Here is a 17,193-nt window from a genome sequence, read left to right as displayed (position 1 = left end):
TCCTCGGTTGTCACTCGTAGCTCGGCGGCACCCACAGCAGCTGCGCGGAGACGAGGCCCCGATCGCGACTGACGATCTGCGCACGGCCCGGAATCGCGGGAACGGCCTTCACCTTGCCGATGAGCTGGCCCTCCTCGGGGCTGCCCGAGAGCAGGATGCCGGTCGCACCCAGGTCGGTCATGCGCTGGATGATGGGATCGTACGCGGCGCGGCTCGCCCCGCCGGTGCGGCGGGTGAGGATCACGTGGAGGCCGAGGTCGGCCGCCTGCGCGAGCAGCGGCGCGAGGACCGCGACCGGATTGCCCTGCGAGGTCGCCACGAGGTCGTAGTCGTCGATGAGGACGAATCCCTCCGCACCCTTCCACCACGACCGGCTGCGGAGCTGGTCGGGCGTGACGTCGGGTCCGGGGATGCGGCTCCGGAAGAACTGGGCGAGCTCGTTCATCCCGCCCTCGGTCATCTCGTGCGACGTGAGGTAGGCGCCGAGGTATTCCTGCGGGATCTCGCCGAGCAGGGCACGACGGTAGTCGACGACGAAGATCTTCGCCTCGGTCGGCCCGTACAGGCGCGTGATCTCGTGCACGACGCCGCGGAGCATCGACGACTTGCCGGAGTCCGCGTCGCCGTACAGATACAGCAGCGGCTCGGCGACCGGATCGATCGAGAACGGGGCGAGGTTCGCCTCGTCGATGCCCAGCAGGAGTTCGCGGGGCTCCGTGCCGTCCGGCGACTGCGCGGCCGCGACGGCGCGCAGGTCGGCATGGCTGATGCGCGAGGGCAGCAGCCGCAGCTTGGGCCCTGCCGGACCGTGCCACGCCGCCGCGACCCGTGCCACGAGGTCGTCGATCCCGTTCGGCAGGCTCGACGCGTCGTCCACGCCGTCGACACGCGGCAGCGCCGTGAGCATCTGCAGACCGCGGTCGTTGAGACCGCGGCCGGGGATGGCCGTGACGTTCTCCGCCGCCTTGCGGTTGACCTCGGAATCCGTCGGGTCGCCGAGACGCAGCTCGATGCGGGTGCCGATGAGGTCTTTGATGTTGGCCCGGATCTCCATCCAGCGCGCCGCCGTGATCACGACGTGGACGCCGTAGGTGAGACCGCGGGCCGCGATCGCCTGGATCTGCGGCTCGAGCATCTCGAACTCGGCGCGCAGCGTGCCCCATCCGTCCACGATGAGGAAGATGTCGCCGTAGCCGTCGTCGGCCAGTCCCTGCCCGCGGCGCTGCCGGTAGGCGTCGATCGAGTCGATGCCGTGGTGCCGGAAGTACACCTCGCGGGCGTTCAGCAGGCTGGTGACCTCAGCCACCGTGCGGCGGACGACGTCCGGCTCGGACCGCGTCGCGACGCCACTGATGTGCGTGAAGTCCTGCATGCCGGTGAAGCTGCCGCCGCCGAAGTCGATGACGAAGAACTGCACCTCCTGCGGCGTGTGCGTGAGCGCCAGGGCGGCGACCGTCGTCCGCGCGAGCGTGCTCTTACCGCTCAGGGGCGCGCCGACGATGGCCATGTGTCCGGCCGCGCCGCCGAGCGAGACCGCGAGGTTCTCGCGGCGCTGCTCCAGCGGCACGTCGACGATGCCGAGCGGGACCGTGAGCGCTCCCGCCTTCCGCCAGCGCGGGGAGACGAGACCGAGCGACGGGTCCTCGACGAGGTCGCCGAAGAGCTGGTCGAGGGTGGCCGGTGTCACCAGCGGCGGCAGCCACACCTGGTGCGCCGCGGGGCCGCGTCCCTTCATGGACTCGACCGCGATCTCGAAGGTGTTGCGCTTCTCCTCCGGCTCGGCGTCGACCACGACCTCCGGCTCGTCCACCGGTGCCTCCGCCCGCCACACCGGCGCGGCGGTGAACAGCTCGACCGCGGTCGAACCCGTGCTCTGGCCGGAGCCGGACGAGGCCCGACGACGACGACGCGGCGGTGGTCCGGACACGTACGCGGCGCGGAACTGGGTCATGGTCTCGGTGTCGGACTTCAGGATGCCGGCGCCCGGCTGCGTGGGCAGGTGATAGGCGTCCGGCACGCCGAGGACCGTGCGGGACTCGGCCGCCGAGAACGTCCGAAGCCCGATGCGGTAGGAGAGGTGCGTGTCGAGGCCGCGCAGCTTGCCCTCCTCCAGCCGCTGGGAGGACAGCAGCAGGTGCACCTGCAGCGAGCGGCCGAGCCGGCCGATGTTGACGAACGTGTCGACGAACTCCGGCTTGGCCGACAGGAGCTCGGAGAACTCGTCGGCGACGATGAGCAGGGCCGGCAGCGGCGCCAGGTCGGTGCGGCCGCCGCGACGCGCCTTCTCGTAGTCGGCCACGTTGGCGAACGGACCGGTGGCCCGCAGCAGCTCCTGTCGGCGCACCATCTCGCCCTGGAGCGCGTCCTGCATGCGGTCGACGAGGGAGATCTCCTCGCCGAGGTTCGTGATGATGGCCGAGACGTGCGGCATGTCGGCCATGCCGGCGAACGTCGCGCCACCCTTGAAGTCGACGAGCACGAAGTTGAGCTGCTCCGGCGAGTGGGTCATCGCGAGCGCGAGCACGAGCGTGCGGAGCACCTCCGACTTCCCCGAGCCTGTGGCACCGATGATGAGGCCGTGCGGGCCCATACCCTGCTGTGCCGACTCCTTGATGTCGAGGATGAGCGGGCTGCCGTCCTCGGTCTGGCCGATCGGCACGCGTAGCCGGTCGCGCTCCAGGCGCGGTGCCCAGGCGGCGTCGAGGTCGAGGTCGCGCACATCGGGAAGACCGAGGAGCTCGACGAGCTCGGCCTGGCCGGTCGCGCTCTTCTTGCTCGCGATCGCCGTGCCGCCCGAGTACAGGGCGATGAGCCGGCGGGCGGTCGCCTCGGCCTCGACGATGGTGATCGCGTCGGCCTCGAACGGGCGTGCGGGCACCTGCAGGCTGACGAGCTCGGCGCGTGTGCTCGCACCGCCGGTCTCGAACGCGATGCGCAGGGCGTTCGGGTCGTCGAGGTCGCCCCACCGGGCGGGCAGGTCGATCACGGTGACACCCTGGACGCCGTCGCCGGTGACGAGGGCGTCGTTGAACGACGTCGTGGCGCCGTCCGTGACGATGACGATGTGCGGCGTCTTCGGTCCGGAGCCGTCGCGGGCGAAGCGCGAGCGCTCGCGCACCTCGGGCGGCAGCATGTCCTCGAGCTCGGACAGCTGCGAGCCGATCATCCGGGCGGCGCCGAGGCCGTCCCGCACGGTGCGCGAGTGCGTGTGCGGCAGCCACTTCGCCCACTCCCATTGCGGGAGCACTCCGGTGTCCGCGGCGATGACGATCTGCAGCACGTCGGGGTCGTGCATGGTGGCCGCGTGCAGCAGCATGGCCCTGGCCAGCGCCCGGGTCTCGTCCTCGTCACCGGTGATCTCGATGCGGGCGTAGTCGCGGAGGGTGACGCCGAGCGGGAGGTTCTTCTGGACCTCGTGCGTCAGCATGAAGCGGTGCGCGGCCGAGGCGGCGACGGGGTCGAGCTGCGCCAGCGGCGGGAGCTCCGGAGCTTCGAGCGTGACGCACAGCGGCTGATCGGTGACGCCCACGCGGACCGACAGGAAGTCGGGGTCGTTGACGCCGCGCTCCCAGACGCGGGTGCGCTCCTCCGCGAGGTACGGCAGGGTCGACGGCGCCGGCAGGTGCCAGTTCGCGGAGCGGCGCTGCTGCCGGGCGGCGACGCGGACGGTCTGCCGCAGCTCGGTCAGGTACGCCAGGTACTCGCGACGGGCACCGAGCGTGGCCGCCTGCCGCTGAGAGCGCTGCCGCCAGCCGTTGACGGCGACGAAGCCGAGCGAGGACAGCAGGAACATGCCGCCGGTCAGCAGACCCGTGACGGACTGGTTCGACATGGTGACCATGACGATCGCGCCGACGCTGCCGAGCATGGGCAGCAGCGACCCGAGGATCCCGATGCCGCCATCGTTCGGCTGCAGCTCCGGCGGGGCCTGGACCGGGAGCCTCCCGGAGGGGACACGGGGCGGGGCGAGACGGGGTCCTGTCATGCTCTCTCTCCGGCGCTGCTGTCTGTACCTAGCAGGAGGCTGATGGTGAAGCTGCGGTTGCCCATGCGGACGCGGTCGGCGTCGTCGAGGAGCACGCGCTCGCCGGCGACCAGCTCGGTCGTCTGTCCGTCGTCGCTGCGGACGTCGGAGCCGTTCGTGGAACCGAAGTCAGTCACCCACGTGCGGCCGCGGGAGTGCTCGATGCGCAGATGGGTCTTCGAGACCGAAGCATCGGGGTCGGTGACGACGATGAGGCGGTCGTCGTGGGCGCTGGCGACGGGGCCGCGCCCGAGGTTCGCGGCCACGGGGAGGGCGAGCTGCACCCGCTGGCCGGTGTCGAAGATGAGCAGCAGCGCCCCGGTCTCGGGGGCGGGGGCCTCGGCACCCGTCTGCGGCGCCGGGGCGGGGGCGACCGTGAAGAGCGGCCGATCCGATCCGGGTGCTGCCGGTTCCGGGGTCTCGGTACGGCGGGAGGCGGCGCGGGCGTCGGTGGGCTGGGAGTCCTCGTCCACGACGGACGGCGACGCCACCAGCGGCACGACCTGCGGCGGAGCGAGCGGAGCGGCCTCCCCCGGGGCGGGAGCCGGCGGAGCCTCGACGGCCGCCTTCGCGGGCACGGCGACCACGACGGTGCCGGCGACGCGGTCGGCCCAGGACTGCCGTCTGCCGCCGCGATCCCAGGCGCTGGAGGCGACGACGACCCAGCTGCCGACAGCCACGAGGAAGCCGGCGCCGGTGACGATACCGCGGACGAACTGGCGCCCGATCCCCGGCGACCACGGCCGGTCGGCGCGCGCGCTGCGCAGGCGCAGCACGGCGTTGCCGAGGGTGAGGCCGGTGCGCGCTTCCAGCACCCAGAGGAACAGGGCGAGTTCGAAGACGGTGAGGCCGGCGAGCAGCACGCTCTGGGTCAGCACGAGGACGACGGCGGAGGCGAGGAACACGGCAGCCGCGTCGAGGGTGAAGGCCGCGATCCGCTGGACGGTGCCGGCGGGGGCTCCGCGGAAGGCGGGGCCGAGTCCCTCGGCAGGCCGAGGGACGGGACGTCGCGACGACGCGATCGGCGTGGGCGGCGCGGGCGTCTGGCGCAGCGGCGTGCCGTCGACACCGGGGGGCGCCGCGATCAGGGCGGGCGGCAGCGCAGGGATCTCCCCCGGACGGTCTCCGCCGGGCGCCATCGGCGGGATCGGACCCCCGCTCGGCCAGGACTGTGATGGGCCGTTCCCGCTCATCCGGCCATCATTCCACGAACCAGGGAGAGCGCATTCGCGTACAGCAGGGCCGACGGCAGGGCGAGCGCGACGGCGAGCCATTCGAACGCGTCTCCGACCCGCGACCAGACCAGCGACTTCGCGCCCTTGGACACCGGGATGACGACGGCGACCGCCGCCAACCCGACGAGGAACAGCAGGGCCGCTCCCAGCAAATGGAAGCCGCTCCCGAGGGCCGCCGCGACCTGGATGCCGGCGACGAGGCAGACCACGGCGGCCGCGGCGCGGGGGAACCATCGGAGGAGGCGGGAGGTGGTGTGCCGCGGCGTGAGCAGCAGGGCGAGCGCGAGGCAGCAGAGCAGGGCGATCCCGCCGGAGACCACGAACGCATCGTCGGGCCAGGGCCGCAGGAACGCGACCGGAGCCATCACCGCGGCCACGATGCTCAGCACGGCGGTGCCCGCGATGAGCCGCGCGGAGGAATCGTCGACGACCGCGGTGATGCGCTCCGGATGCAGCAGCCCGACCGACTCGGGGATGGCTCCGCGCACGGTCCACCGGCTGGTCATGAAGTGCTTGTAGTCGATGAAGTAGCCCTCGGGGAGGTTGACGAGGCTGCTCGGGAGCGCGCGCAGGCCCAGCGGCACGAGCCCGAGCGAGAGGGCGGCGGCCTCCGCCTCCCCCCACCGCAGCAGCAGGGCGAGGCCCCAGACGGCGGCCAGGCCCACGAGCAGCACCGTCGCCGTCCCCGCCGCGGCGCGCATCGGCCGGGCCCTGGCCGTGACGGCGATGATCGCGGTGGTGATGCCGGCCGCGAGGAACCCGGTGGCGGTCGACAGGTGCGACGCGTCCTCCAGCCCGGCCGGGATGAGGAGAGCGCCGGCCGCGAACGACAGCAGCACGGGCGCGAGCACCCCGAGGATGCCGCGCACTCCCGCCGCGGAGTCGCGTCGCGCCCACGCGACGGCGCCGCCGACCGCACCCGCGGCGACGAGGAGGGCGACGAGCAGCCGGATCAGAGGATCGACGGCGCCCTGGGCGAAGACCGCGACGAGCAGCATCCCGCTCACGGCCAGCAGCCACCACCGTGCGCCGTGGTCGGTGCGCGTCGGGCCGGTCGCCTTCTCTGCCGGGCGCGCCTGCGGAGCCAGAGCCGTGCGGTCGATGAGCGCATAGAGGCCGCCGTCGACGAGGTCTTCGCACTCGGTGTCGCCGGGGATCTCGTATCCCCCGGGTCCGATCGTGACGAACCGGTTTGCGTCGGGGATCCCGCTCAGGGTGAGGGCGTCCTCCAGCGTCTCGTCGAGCGGCAGGGAGAGGTCGATGCGGCGGTCTTCGCTCTGGAGGACGATCCGACGCCGCTCTACGATCTCGACTGACACACCTGCACCCTATCCACTGCGCGAGACTCTCGCCGCGCGGCGCCGCCGCCGGAGGTCCGGAGGGTCACGATGACCCCGCTTCGACGGCATCGATGATCTCGCGTGCGCCGTCGGTCGTGAGCGTGACGTGCCCATACACAGACGTGTCAACGACTCCCGGGACCAACCGCTCCATCATCGACTCGAGGTCGATGGCCTCACCGTCGACGTCACGGACCGCAAGCTCGATGTCATCGGTCGGCAGATCGTTCTCATCGATGATGATCTGAAGAACCGACGCGAGGTCCGACTCGGTGAACTCCGCATCATCGAGATAAACGCCGACCGACAGCTCGAAGGAGAGTCCGCTCGTCGCCTTCTCTGCAAACGCCTCGGTGACTCCGACATCGGAGGCCAAGAGCGCCGCGGGGATCTCCTCGACCTCGTCGTCGGCCAGATCGCCAGCTACCAGCGAGCAACCGGTAACGGAAAAGACCGCCCCTGTGAGAAGCACGGCGGTGATGATTTCGCGACGACGCCTCAATGCTCCACCCCCGAATACACCTGGTGGTCGATGACCTGCCCCCCGAGTCCGGCGAGATCCCAGGGGTCTTCGCCATCGTTCTCTGACCGATAGTGTCGTTCCCACGCGGCGACGGATTCCGCGTACGCATCATTGTCGTGCGCATCGAAGAGGTGTTTCCCTGGCGGGTCGGGGAGCGTGATCTGGTGCATGTTCGGCGGCAGAACCGTGATCGGCGTGTGCGGCACATCGATCGGTGCGATGCCGGGAAGACCCGGCAGCGCGATCGCGCTTCCATCGGTCATCGGCACGATGTCCGACGCGTGCTGGAACGCATAGACGGGGACGTGCGGCGGCACCGCGAAGTTGTCGACGGGCGAGCCGTTCGTCACCACCGCGAGCGGCTTGTAAGGGAAGGTCGGGTCCGCAGCGAGGTTGGCCGCCATGATGCCGCCCTGGCTGAAACCGGTCAGGACGACATCAGCTCCGGCGGGAATCCCCGCCTCCTGCATCGCCTGCAGGACCGCGCGCTCGTACTGGCCACGGAAGACCGGGTTGTCCATCATGAGAGCCAGGTTGCTGTCGCGGTCGTTCATCGCACCGTGCGGCCCGTCGAACTCCCACGGCTGCGTCGAGGGCAGCGACACCACCCAGTGGGTCGAACCGTCCGCCGCCCGCACCTGCTTGATGTCGATGACCGTCGCGTCCTGACCACCCATGGCGTCCGTCGTCGTGTTCACCGCGACGAGATCCGAGAGGGAGCGCAGGTCGGTGACTTCGTGCGCCTCGATCCACGCGAGGAGCGCCCTCCCGCTCAGGTCATCCGGGTCGATCTCCCGCACGTTCACGTCCGTGTCGAGGAAGTCGTCCAGCACGTTCCCGCCCGGGATCCCGAGCGGGCCGCCGAACAGTCCCCCGAGCACCGGCATCATGTCGGCGACCACTCCGCGGAGCCGCTGCAGCGCGTCGCCGACCAGCGGGACGAGCTTGTACAGCAGTTCCGCGAGCGAGACGACGGCGCTGATCAGGTTCTTCACGAGCGCGCCGCCGACCGTGACGAACTCCGCGGCGGAGTTCGCGAACCGCTCGAGGTCCTTGAGCTTCGACAGCGGGTTCACCGACCATCCGAAGAGGTCCTCGGCGAATCGGCTGAGACGGCCGAGGAAGTCGCAGATCAGCACGCGAGTGGACTCGATGATGTGCGAGACCGCACGCACGGCGCTCGCAGTCGCGCCCGTCCACTGCACGCCGTCCTCGCTCACGGAGAGCACATCGGAGAAGCGCTCGCGCAACGCCCTGACCGTGCGGCCGTCCAGGTCGACCAGCCGACGATCAGCGTCGCTGAGCATCGCGTGCGTCCTTCCGAGCGCGCGCTCCGCGTCCTCCCAGCGGGCCGCGAAGGCGCCGACGGTGCCCGGGTCGCCGAGCAGATCGTCGAACCACTCGCGGAGGGGCTGGATGTACTGGATCAGCAGACCGGCGATGCCGGGGATGCTCGCACAATCGGCCTGCGCCGACGTGTAGCCCGCAGCGCCCGCTGCCCAGGACCCGGATCGCACCTGGCCGCTGATCGCGGCGACCGCGGTCACAGCGCCTGTCCTTCGATCGCGCGGAAGGTCGTCACGGCGGTCTCCTCCACCTCGCGGAACTGTCCGACAGTGGCCGCGAGAGCCGCAGACGTCAGTGCCGAGAGCGCGCTCGCCGTCGCGAGCGTCGACCGGGATGCCTCTGCGAGTGCCGACACCGCCGGGCCGAGCAGGGGGGCGCACAGGGCCCCGAACGCCTCTCCGCCCACGCCGCCGGCCGCGTTCGCCGCGGCGCCGCGCAGGATATCCGCGGCATCAGAGAGCGCCCGCACATGAGCCTGCAGCAGATCCGCGTCGACGACGATCTGCTGGTTCGCCGCTCCCGTGGTCATTTCCATCCTCCCGACATCGTCATGTTCAGCTACCCCCCGAGTGCGCGCTGGCCGGCCAGGTCCGTCTCGGAGTACGACGTCGCGAGATCGTCCAGGGTGGTCGCGATGGCGTCGACGAGGGCGCTGCGCTCCCGCATCGACAGGTCGAAGCGCCCGTGCGCGGAGTCGAACGCGGACTGGGCCTCCCCCGACCACGAATCCCGCAGCACGCCGGCGATCCCGACGAGCTGCTCCAGGGCGGCATCGATGTTCGCCGACGCATCGCCGATGGAGCGCGCAGCCGCGGCCAGGCGGGACGGGTTGACCTCGATCGTGGCCATCAGCGGTACCCGAGGGTGTCGTCGCCCGGGGCCGGAAACGCGGCCTGGACGTCGCGCCGGACCGCGTCGACCAGCCCGGAATCCGCGCCGAGCGTCTGCGCCAGGGACTCGACCACGGCGTCGGCCGCCGCGCGCTGAGCCGCGGCGATCGTATCGGTGATCGTCGCGCCGAGCGCGATCGCATCGTCGATGGCGCTCGACAGCCGCACCTCGGCGATCGCCCCGGTCGGCTGCGCCACCACCGTGACCCGACCATCCGACGACGTGACCGTCGCCGTGGTCTGCGTCGCCTCGGCAGACACCCGCGCCGCTTCCTCCGCGAGCACGCGCGAACGCGCGATCTGCGCATCGATCTTCGCGTTCAACGCCTCCATCGACGCGAGAACGTCATTTCCCTCCGGCATCTTCTTCCCCCTCCGTTCGGTCACAACGAGTCGAGTGACCGATTGCGCTTAGTGCTCATGCTTTCCCCCTTGCGCGGCGGTCTGTCGTCGTGACGAGCTGGTCAGCACTACGGCAAGGACGACCCCGCCGATGACGAGGATGGCGAGCACGGCCCCACCGCCGATCAGCAGCGGCGCGAGACCTGTCCCGGCAGTACCCGAGTCAGATCCCGCCTCACTCGTCGGCTGCGGAGAAGCGCTCGCGGCGAGCAGCGCGGCTTCCTCGTCCACGTTGGCCTGCTGGGGAACAGCGTTCTCATCGTCGGCGTCCCAGAGCGGGTTCACATCCGGGTACTTCGTCGGATCGACAGCCAGCATGCCGGAGAGCGATATCGCCCCGTACCCGCCGCTGTTGTTCCACTTCGGTTCGTGCTCGCCCTTCGTCCCGGTGTTGTGGATCATGCTCTGGATGAGCTGATTGGACGTCGCCTCCGGGTACTTCTGCTTCAAGACCGCCAGGAAGCCCGCCGCGATCGGCGTCGCCAATGAGGTCCCTGAACGCAGTTGCTGCGCGTCCCACGAGTCCGCGGTGCCCTGCGCGATGATCTCCAGCCCCGGAGACGCCACCTTCACGTCCTCACTCAGGTTCGGCGAGGGCTCGGCGAGCACCGGATCGTACGTCGAGTACTGGATCTTGCCGTCGGGACCGAACGCCTGCACGGCGACGACACCGTTGTAGCTCGAAGGCCAGTCGCCGACCCCGCCCACATTCGGCAGCGAACCCAACACCACGACTCCGGCCGCATGAGCCTTCGCCACCGAATCCGCGGCGTCGACCAGCCCGCCCAGCGAAACCGAGATGATATCCGCACCGTCGTCCACCGCCGCCGAGATCGCCTTTGCCAGGCCGGAGGGGCGGCGCATTCCCTCATCGCTCAGATCGTCGTTGATCAGCTCGCCGTTCTCCTGCAGGCAGGTGGACTCGACGTCGTTCCCCTCCGGCGCGCTGGTGGTGATCATCGAGTTGTAATAGAGCACCGTCGCGCCCGGCGCCACGCCCTTGATGGGGGTGCCGCCGACCGCCTCTCCCGTGCCCAGGATCATCGAGGCGACGTTCGTGCCGTGATTCGCCGCGACATAGTCCGAGGAGATCGCGTCATACCGCTTTCCCGACTCGTCGAAACAGAACGACTCCTCCCGCACCTGGAGGTCAGCGCCCCGCAGACCGGGAGCATCCGGATTCACCTGGGTGTCGATCACGGCGATCGTCACTCCGGAACCGTCGAGGCCGGCGTCCTGTGCGGCCTGCACCTTGCCCCGGTTGAAATACCACAGCCCGCCCTCGGACGCATCCGATGCGGCCGCCTCACCGGAGGCCCGAGGCTCGGTACTCGGCTGGGCGACAGGGCCGTCGCAGGTGATCGATCCGGTCAACGTCGCGGGGTACCGCTCGGCATCATCAGCCGTGACATTCACATCGTCACCGGGTTCCCATCCCTCGACGAGGGATACTTCGCCGCCGGACTCTCCGATGGTGAGCACGGTATCTGAGGCGCTGAGGTGGAGTTCCGTTCCTTCGAAGAGCACCAGCCCCTCATCGCTACCCGCGCCGACCGATCCACGGCGGTCGCTGTCGAGCCGGATCGAAAAGCGTCCCTGTGGATCGTTCGAGATCGCAAGCCCGTGCGCACTGTCCGAGTCGCAGCTGATCTGGTCCGGCTTTAACGTCAGAGTCTGCTCTCCGCCGTCTGTCGCGTAGGTCACAGTGAGCACCGTCGCGCCGCTCGGGGCGCAGGCCGCAAGCGAAAGCGCGGTCAACGCCGTAGCAAGGAACGCTGCCGCTGCCCGCCGCATCCCGGAAACGGCGCGCCCACGGGTCAGCTCACTGCGTCCACTCATCCCCCGTACCGCGCCTTCTCGGACCAGAGCGGCGTCATTCAGTTGTTGGGCTCGTCGCGGGATCCGGCGCGGGCGCCCTTGGCGCGGGGGCCAACTTCCTCGTCGTCCTCCAGCTTCGGCGCGATAGGACCACCGAGGCCCGAACGCTTCGCCTTCTCCTCCTCGTCCGCGCCTCCGGCGCCGCCCATCATGCCCATGCCGGGTCGGCCACCGGCACCTGCCGCGCCGGAAGACCCGGTGCCCGAGGCACCCGCCCCGCCGACGCCGCCGGCACCGGCCATACCGCCCGCACCACCGACGCCGCCGACGCCGCCGCCGACCGCGGAATTGCCGAGCAGACCGCCACCGGCCTTGAGTCCGGCACCGGCACCCGGGCCCAGGCCCGCACCGCCGAGTCCGCCCATGCTGCCGAAGCCGGCTATCTTCGAGCTCGCCGCGATCGCCGCCGCACCGGCGCCACCGCCCACGATGCCGCCGAGACCCCCGCTACCGCCGGGGAAGACGCCGCCCGGGAGGGCGCCGCCGGGAAGCGAGCCGGAGCCCGAGCCGCCGGGACCACCGGAACCGCCAGGAAGACCGCCACCGGGCCCGCCCGGAAGGAGACCACCGCCGGGAGAGTCGATCGAGGGATCATCGATACCCACATCGCCCGGACGATCGCCGGGACCCTCCGGAACCCATCCTCCATCGCCCGGCCCGGCGGGGACCGAGGGCACCGCAGGGTTCGTCGGGACCGGGGGATGATACTCGCCGACACCGCCGCCGGGAGGAGTGACACCTCCGACACCGGGTGCGGAGCCGGACGGGCCTCCGATGCCGCTCGGATACGAGATCCGTGGAGCCGTCACCCCGGGATCGGATCCGCCGGGCTGGTCATCCGTGCCGCCAGGCACGGTGACGTCCATGTTGAACGACGCCACCCGCTCTGAGGACTCGAGGAGTTCCTTGGCCGGCTCCTGGAGCGACGCCTCGACTCGCTCGACGATCTTTCGGGCCTCTTCTTCCCGCTTGTTGCCGAGGAAGTTCCCGATGGCATCAAGTGCGGTGTCGGCGGCAAGCGGCCCCAACACGGGGTGGACGACCACCGAACCGACGCGCGCAGCGTTCGCCCAGAAGGAATCGACCTGCGCGCTCGGAAGCTCTGCCGCTGCGGTCTCCCGGCGGATCGAGTTCGCCGTGTCGATGACCCGCGTGATGTGTGAAACGTGCGCTTCTACGTTGCGGAATTGCGCGCGGAGGGTGTTCAGCGACGTCTTGGCGCTCTCGGCAGCGCTCCCCTCCCAGGCGGACGATGCGAGCACAGCAGCAAGCGCACTGTCCAACGACCGCAGCGCGTTCTGAAGCGCAGGAGCCTTCGGGATGCGCCAGTCCTCAACAGCTCGGATGCGATTGAGTTCCGCTTCGTAACCGCCACCAGCCTGCTTACCGGCCATGGGCTCCCCCTTGCTCGTTGTTCCGTCGTCGTGAAGATCGTGTGAGCACCACCGCGAGAATGATGCCGCCCACAAGAAGGACAGCGACCAGGATCCCGCCCCCGACCAGCAGCGGCACCAAGGCGTCCTGCGTGGACGAAGTCTCGCCAGGCTCATCGCTGTCGGCGGTCGGCGCCGGTGTCGCCGAAGCAGCAGCGCGAACGTCGGCCGCCGACGGCCGGGCGTCCGGATCGTCTGCATCGAAGATCGGGTTGACATCCGGGTACGCCGTCGGATCGACAGCGAGCATCCCCGTCAGCGAGACCGCTCCATAACCCACGCTGTCGTTCCACTCCGGCTCGTGCTCACCCTTGGTGCCCGTGTTGCGGATGAGACTCTGCAGCAGCTGACCCGAGGTGGCATCCGGGTACTTCTGTTTCACCACGGCAAGAAAGCCCGCCGCGATCGGCGTCGCATACGACGTGCCGGTGAGGAGGACCTGCTCGTCCCAGGAGTTCTCGCTGCCCTGCCCGAGCACACCCACTCCGGGCGCCGCCACGATCACATGGTCGCTCTGGTTCGGGAAAGGCTCACCCCCTTCAATGGGCGTAGAGCTCTGGATCTTGCCGTCGGCCCCGAACGACTGCACCGCGACGACGCCGTTCCCCCCGGCAGGCTGCACGGCGAACCTGGAGTCGTTCGGGAGCGCCGCCACGACGATCACGCCTGCAGCCTCCGCCTTGGCGAGCGCTTTGGTCACGTCCGTGCCGCCGAGGGAGATCGAGATGATGTCCGCGCCATCCTCCACCGCGTCCTCGATCGCGCGTGACATCCCGTTCGTACCATCAGCCATGACCGTGCTGCCGTCCTCGAGCAGGCACTGCTCATCGGACCTCTCACCCATCGCGGTATCGAACACCCCATCAGTGACGATCGCCGGGTAGTAGAGGACCTTCGCACCAGGCGCGGCCCCTGCGACAGGAACGCCGCCCGCCGGGGCATCTCCGGTCCCTGCGATCATCGAGACGACGTGCGTCCCGTGCGATGCCGCCACATAATCGGTCGACGTCGCCGGCACCGGGTCTCCCTCGGCGTCGCGACAGTAGGAGTCCTTCACCTCGAGATCCGCGCCGCGGAGACCGACGACGTCGGGATTGATCTGACCGTCGATGACCGCGACGGTGACACCCGTCCCGTCGAAGCCCGCATCGTGCGCTGCCTGCACCTTGCCGCGATCGAACCACCACAGACCCGACTCCAGCGTCGCTGCGTGAGCGGAAGCAGGGAGGAGAAGCGCCAGCGCGACGATCGACGCGACCGCGCCGGATGCGCTGGCTGGCACACCGCGTCGCATCAGTAGTCGGCCTCCGGATTCGTTTCTCCATCGCTCTGCGCGACGGCAGAGTCGAGAAGCGACAGGATTAGCTTCGATTCATCAGCGATGGCTGCATCCTGCTCCGCGATCATCATCACGGCCTGGCGGATGGTCTCCTGCGTCGCATTCAACGAATCGACGGCGTTCTGGGTCGCCATGCCCAGGCGCTCGGCCGCGACGGCCACCGCGGTGCGCAGCTCATCCGTCGCCTTCGACGTGCCACCCTCGGACACGGCGACTTCGTTCGCGGCAGGAAAAGCCGCTGCTTCACGGGCCAGCCGCTTGAGCTCAGCCATGATCTGATCGAAGTCGATTCCGATGGTCATCGACGCCCCCTCTTCTTTCCTCCGGCGATCCCGTCACGCCTGCTGTACCGTCCGGTGGCTCACCGAAAAGCACAGCAGACGGCGCGGGCCCGACGCATCTCTGCGCCAGACCCGCGCCCCGGGTTCACGCGCCGAAGCGCCCCGCAGCCGACTTGTCGGTCTGCACGTACTGACCCGAGATCTCCTCGGTCTTCCCGGCGATCTGCGTGAGCAGCTGCTGCATCTCGCTCAGCGAGCGGTTCCACTTGGCCTGCGCCTGGTCGTAGGCCTGCTGCGCGGCACCATCCCACGCCGCACGAAGCTTGCTGACCTCGGACTCGAGGCGGTCCAGCTCGGAACGAATACCCTGCGACCCGCTGCGGATCTGCGCCGCGAGAGCGTTGACCTGCTCCGGGCGAACGGACATCGACTGCATCATGTTCTCCTTGAAATCTCTGCGGACTGCGCTCAGGCGCCCATCATCGAGCCGAGGCCCGCGATGGTCTGCTGGTGGGATTCTTCGGTCGCGGCCTGGTCGCGCTCGGTGCCGGCGAGGGCATCCTCGAGCGTCACGAGGACCTCGTTGAGCTGACGAGCCTGCTCGTCCCACCGCGACATCAGCGTGGTGAACGATGCGGCGGCCGCACCCGTCCAGAACCCGCGCAGCTGCTCGATCTCACCGCGGACCTTCTTGGTCTGCTGATCGATCCCGGACTTCGTCTCCCGCACGGCCTGGGCTCCGCGACGCAGAGCCCCCTCTTCTGCGGAGATGACATCAGCCATTACTCACTCCCTCCGGTCCCCATGAGGACACACGCGGGGGAGCGCCTTCCCGATACGGGACGACTTCGGAACAACCCCCGACAATCTGTTTCCGCACATAGGCTAAAGCAGGTCGGTGCCCATTTCCAACGGCCTGGACAGATCCGTATCGAAATTTCTACGTTCGATCGATGAATGGCCTGAAGCATCGGCACGCCACTTCCGCTGATGCCCGGCGCCCTACCGGTCTTGCGCGCCTCGGTGCTCGTTGTTCCGTCGTCGTGAAGATCGCGCGAGCACGACCGCGAGAATGATGCCGCCCACAAGAAGGACAGCGACCAGGACCCCGCCCCCGATCAGCAGCGGCACCAATGCGCCCTGCGTGGACGAGGCCTCGCCAGGCTCGTCGCTGTCGGCGGTCGGCGCCGGCCGCGCAGCAGCAGCAGCGGCAGCAGCGCGGACGTCGGCCGCCGACGGCCGGGCGTTCGGGTCTTCCGCATCGAAGATCGGGTTGACATCCGGGTACGCCGTCGGATCGACAGCGAGCATCCCCGTCAGCGAGACCGCTCCATAACCCACGCTGTCGTTCCACTCCGGCTCGTGCTCACCCTTGGTGCCCGTGTTGCGGATGAGACTCTGCAGCAGCTGACCCGAGGTGGCATCCGGGTACTTCTGTTTCACCACGGCAAGAAAGCCCGCCGCGATCGGCGTCGCATACGACGTGCCGGTGAGGAGGACCTGCTCGTCCCAGGAGTTCTCGCTGCCCTGCCCGAGCATACCCATCCCCGGCGCAGCGACGATCACGTCGTCGCTCTGATTCGGCGAAGGCTCGCCCACGCCCTCGATGGTGGTGGAGCTCTGGATCTTCCCATCGGCACCGAACGACTGCACTGCGACGACGCCGTTGCCCGACGCAGGCTGCGAGGCCACCCCGGAGTTGTTCGGAAGAGCCGCCACCACGATCACGCCGGCGGCCTCCGCCTTGGCGAGGGCGTCGGTCAGATCGAAGCCCCCGAGGGAGATGGAGATGATGTCGGCGCCATCCTCTACCGCATCCTCGATCGCACGCGACACCCCGGTCGTCCCATCAGCCATGACCGTGCTGCCGTCTTCGAGCAGACACTGCTCGTCGAACTTCTCCCCCATCGCGGTGTCGAACACCCCATCGGTGACGATCGCCGGGTAGTAGAGGATCTTCGCACCAGGCGCGGCCCCGGTGACGGGAACGCCGCCTGCCGGGGCATCTCCGGTCCCCGCGATCATCGAGACGACGTGCGTCCCGTGCGATGCCGCCACATAATCGGTCGACGTTGCCGGCACCGGGTCTCCCGCGGCGTCGCGACAGTAGGAGTCCTTCACCTCGAGATCCGCGCCGCGGAGACCGACGATGTCGGGATTGATCTGACCGTCGATGACCGCGACGGTGACACCCGTCCCGTCGAAGCCCGCATCGTGCGCTGCCTGCACCTTGCCGCGATCGAACCACCACAGACCTGACTCCAGCGTCGCTGCGTGAGCTGCCGCGGGCGCGACCAATGCCATCACCGTTCCCAGCGTTCCCATCCACACGAGCAGCCGCCGCACGCCGCGGACACGTCCAACCTGCATGATCCCCTCCGTTACCCTCCGCCGCGCGAGACCGTCGCCCCTGCCCGCGCGTGCGCAACAGATAGTATCTGGCCTGTCAACTAGAGTGAGTCCGGGCCGGACCCCCGCAATGCCTGCGGCGGGAGAGCATC

The 17,193-nt window shown here is 69.6% G+C and carries 15 protein-coding genes; all 15 read right to left on the bottom strand.

The window, feature by feature from the left end:
• Positions 1-10: 10 nt before the first annotated feature.
• The 15 genes from eccCa to KZC57_RS12165 all read right to left on the bottom strand — a co-directional run bounded on the left by eccCa (position 11) and on the right by KZC57_RS12165 (position 17,062).
• The gene (eccCa, locus tag KZC57_RS12235; RefSeq protein WP_247641873.1) at positions 11-3,985 is read right to left on the bottom strand and encodes a type VII secretion protein EccCa; all 3,975 of its coding nucleotides are present in this window, start codon (positions 3,983-3,985) and stop codon (positions 11-13) included.
• A complete protein-coding gene (locus tag KZC57_RS12230; protein WP_247641872.1) occupies positions 3,982-5,217 on the bottom strand; it encodes an FHA domain-containing protein in 1,236 nt (411 codons plus the stop codon). The genes eccCa and KZC57_RS12230 overlap by 4 nt, the downstream gene beginning before the upstream one ends.
• The gene (locus tag KZC57_RS12225; RefSeq protein ID WP_158698509.1) at positions 5,214-6,578 is read right to left on the bottom strand and encodes a hypothetical protein; all 1,365 of its coding nucleotides are present in this window, start codon (positions 6,576-6,578) and stop codon (positions 5,214-5,216) included. The genes KZC57_RS12230 and KZC57_RS12225 overlap by 4 nt, the downstream gene beginning before the upstream one ends.
• A 64-nt stretch (positions 6,579-6,642) precedes the next feature.
• Positions 6,643-7,071 (bottom strand): hypothetical protein, encoded by a 429-nt coding sequence (locus KZC57_RS12220; protein ID WP_060923469.1) that lies wholly within the window; start codon positions 7,069-7,071, stop codon positions 6,643-6,645.
• A 26-nt stretch (positions 7,072-7,097) separates the two neighbouring features.
• Complete coding sequence (locus KZC57_RS12215; RefSeq protein WP_144880596.1) at positions 7,098-8,669, bottom strand: hypothetical protein; 1,572 nt, start codon at positions 8,667-8,669, stop codon at positions 7,098-7,100.
• The gene (locus KZC57_RS12210) at positions 8,666-8,998 is read right to left on the bottom strand and encodes a hypothetical protein (RefSeq protein WP_060923471.1); all 333 of its coding nucleotides are present in this window, start codon (positions 8,996-8,998) and stop codon (positions 8,666-8,668) included. The genes KZC57_RS12215 and KZC57_RS12210 overlap by 4 nt, the downstream gene beginning before the upstream one ends.
• A 29-nt stretch (positions 8,999-9,027) precedes the next feature.
• Positions 9,028-9,318, bottom strand: coding sequence for a WXG100 family type VII secretion target (locus KZC57_RS12205; protein WP_060923472.1), 291 nt, complete (start codon positions 9,316-9,318; stop codon positions 9,028-9,030).
• Positions 9,318-9,722, bottom strand: a complete 405-nt coding sequence (locus KZC57_RS12200; protein WP_060923473.1) for a YbaB/EbfC family nucleoid-associated protein — start codon at positions 9,720-9,722, stop codon at positions 9,318-9,320. Before KZC57_RS12200 ends, KZC57_RS12205 begins: the two co-directional genes overlap by 1 nt.
• Positions 9,723-9,770: 48 nt before the next feature.
• Positions 9,771-11,600, bottom strand: coding sequence for a S8 family serine peptidase (locus KZC57_RS12195; protein WP_247641871.1), 1,830 nt, complete (start codon positions 11,598-11,600; stop codon positions 9,771-9,773).
• Positions 11,601-11,638: 38 nt separating this feature from the next.
• Positions 11,639-13,033: a hypothetical protein gene (locus KZC57_RS12190; RefSeq protein ID WP_157547054.1), complete on the bottom strand. Its 1,395-nt coding sequence runs from the start codon at positions 13,031-13,033 to the stop codon at positions 11,639-11,641.
• On the bottom strand, positions 13,023-14,354 hold the full coding sequence (locus tag KZC57_RS12185) for a S8 family serine peptidase (protein WP_247641870.1): 1,332 nt from the start codon (positions 14,352-14,354) through the stop codon (positions 13,023-13,025). Before KZC57_RS12185 ends, KZC57_RS12190 begins: the two co-directional genes overlap by 11 nt.
• Positions 14,355-14,365: 11 nt before the next feature.
• Positions 14,366-14,713 carry a hypothetical protein gene (locus tag KZC57_RS12180; RefSeq protein WP_060923659.1) on the bottom strand — a complete coding sequence of 116 codons (348 nt, stop codon included), beginning with the start codon at positions 14,711-14,713 and terminating at the stop codon, positions 14,366-14,368.
• 124 nt (positions 14,714-14,837) lie between these two features.
• Complete coding sequence (locus KZC57_RS12175) at positions 14,838-15,119, bottom strand: WXG100 family type VII secretion target (protein WP_081811619.1); 282 nt, start codon at positions 15,117-15,119, stop codon at positions 14,838-14,840.
• Positions 15,120-15,160: 41 nt separating this feature from the next.
• Positions 15,161-15,475: a WXG100 family type VII secretion target gene (locus tag KZC57_RS12170; protein ID WP_025104644.1), complete on the bottom strand. Its 315-nt coding sequence runs from the start codon at positions 15,473-15,475 to the stop codon at positions 15,161-15,163.
• A gap of 219 nt (positions 15,476-15,694) precedes the next feature.
• Positions 15,695-17,062, bottom strand: a complete 1,368-nt coding sequence (locus KZC57_RS12165) for a S8 family serine peptidase (protein ID WP_247641869.1) — start codon at positions 17,060-17,062, stop codon at positions 15,695-15,697.
• Positions 17,063-17,193 lie beyond the last annotated feature (131 nt).

This window comes from Microbacterium sp. KSW4-4, assembly GCF_023091185.1.
GTDB lineage: Bacteria > Actinomycetota > Actinomycetes > Actinomycetales > Microbacteriaceae > Microbacterium > Microbacterium paraoxydans.
This window is presented reverse-complemented; position numbering and strand designations above follow the sequence as displayed.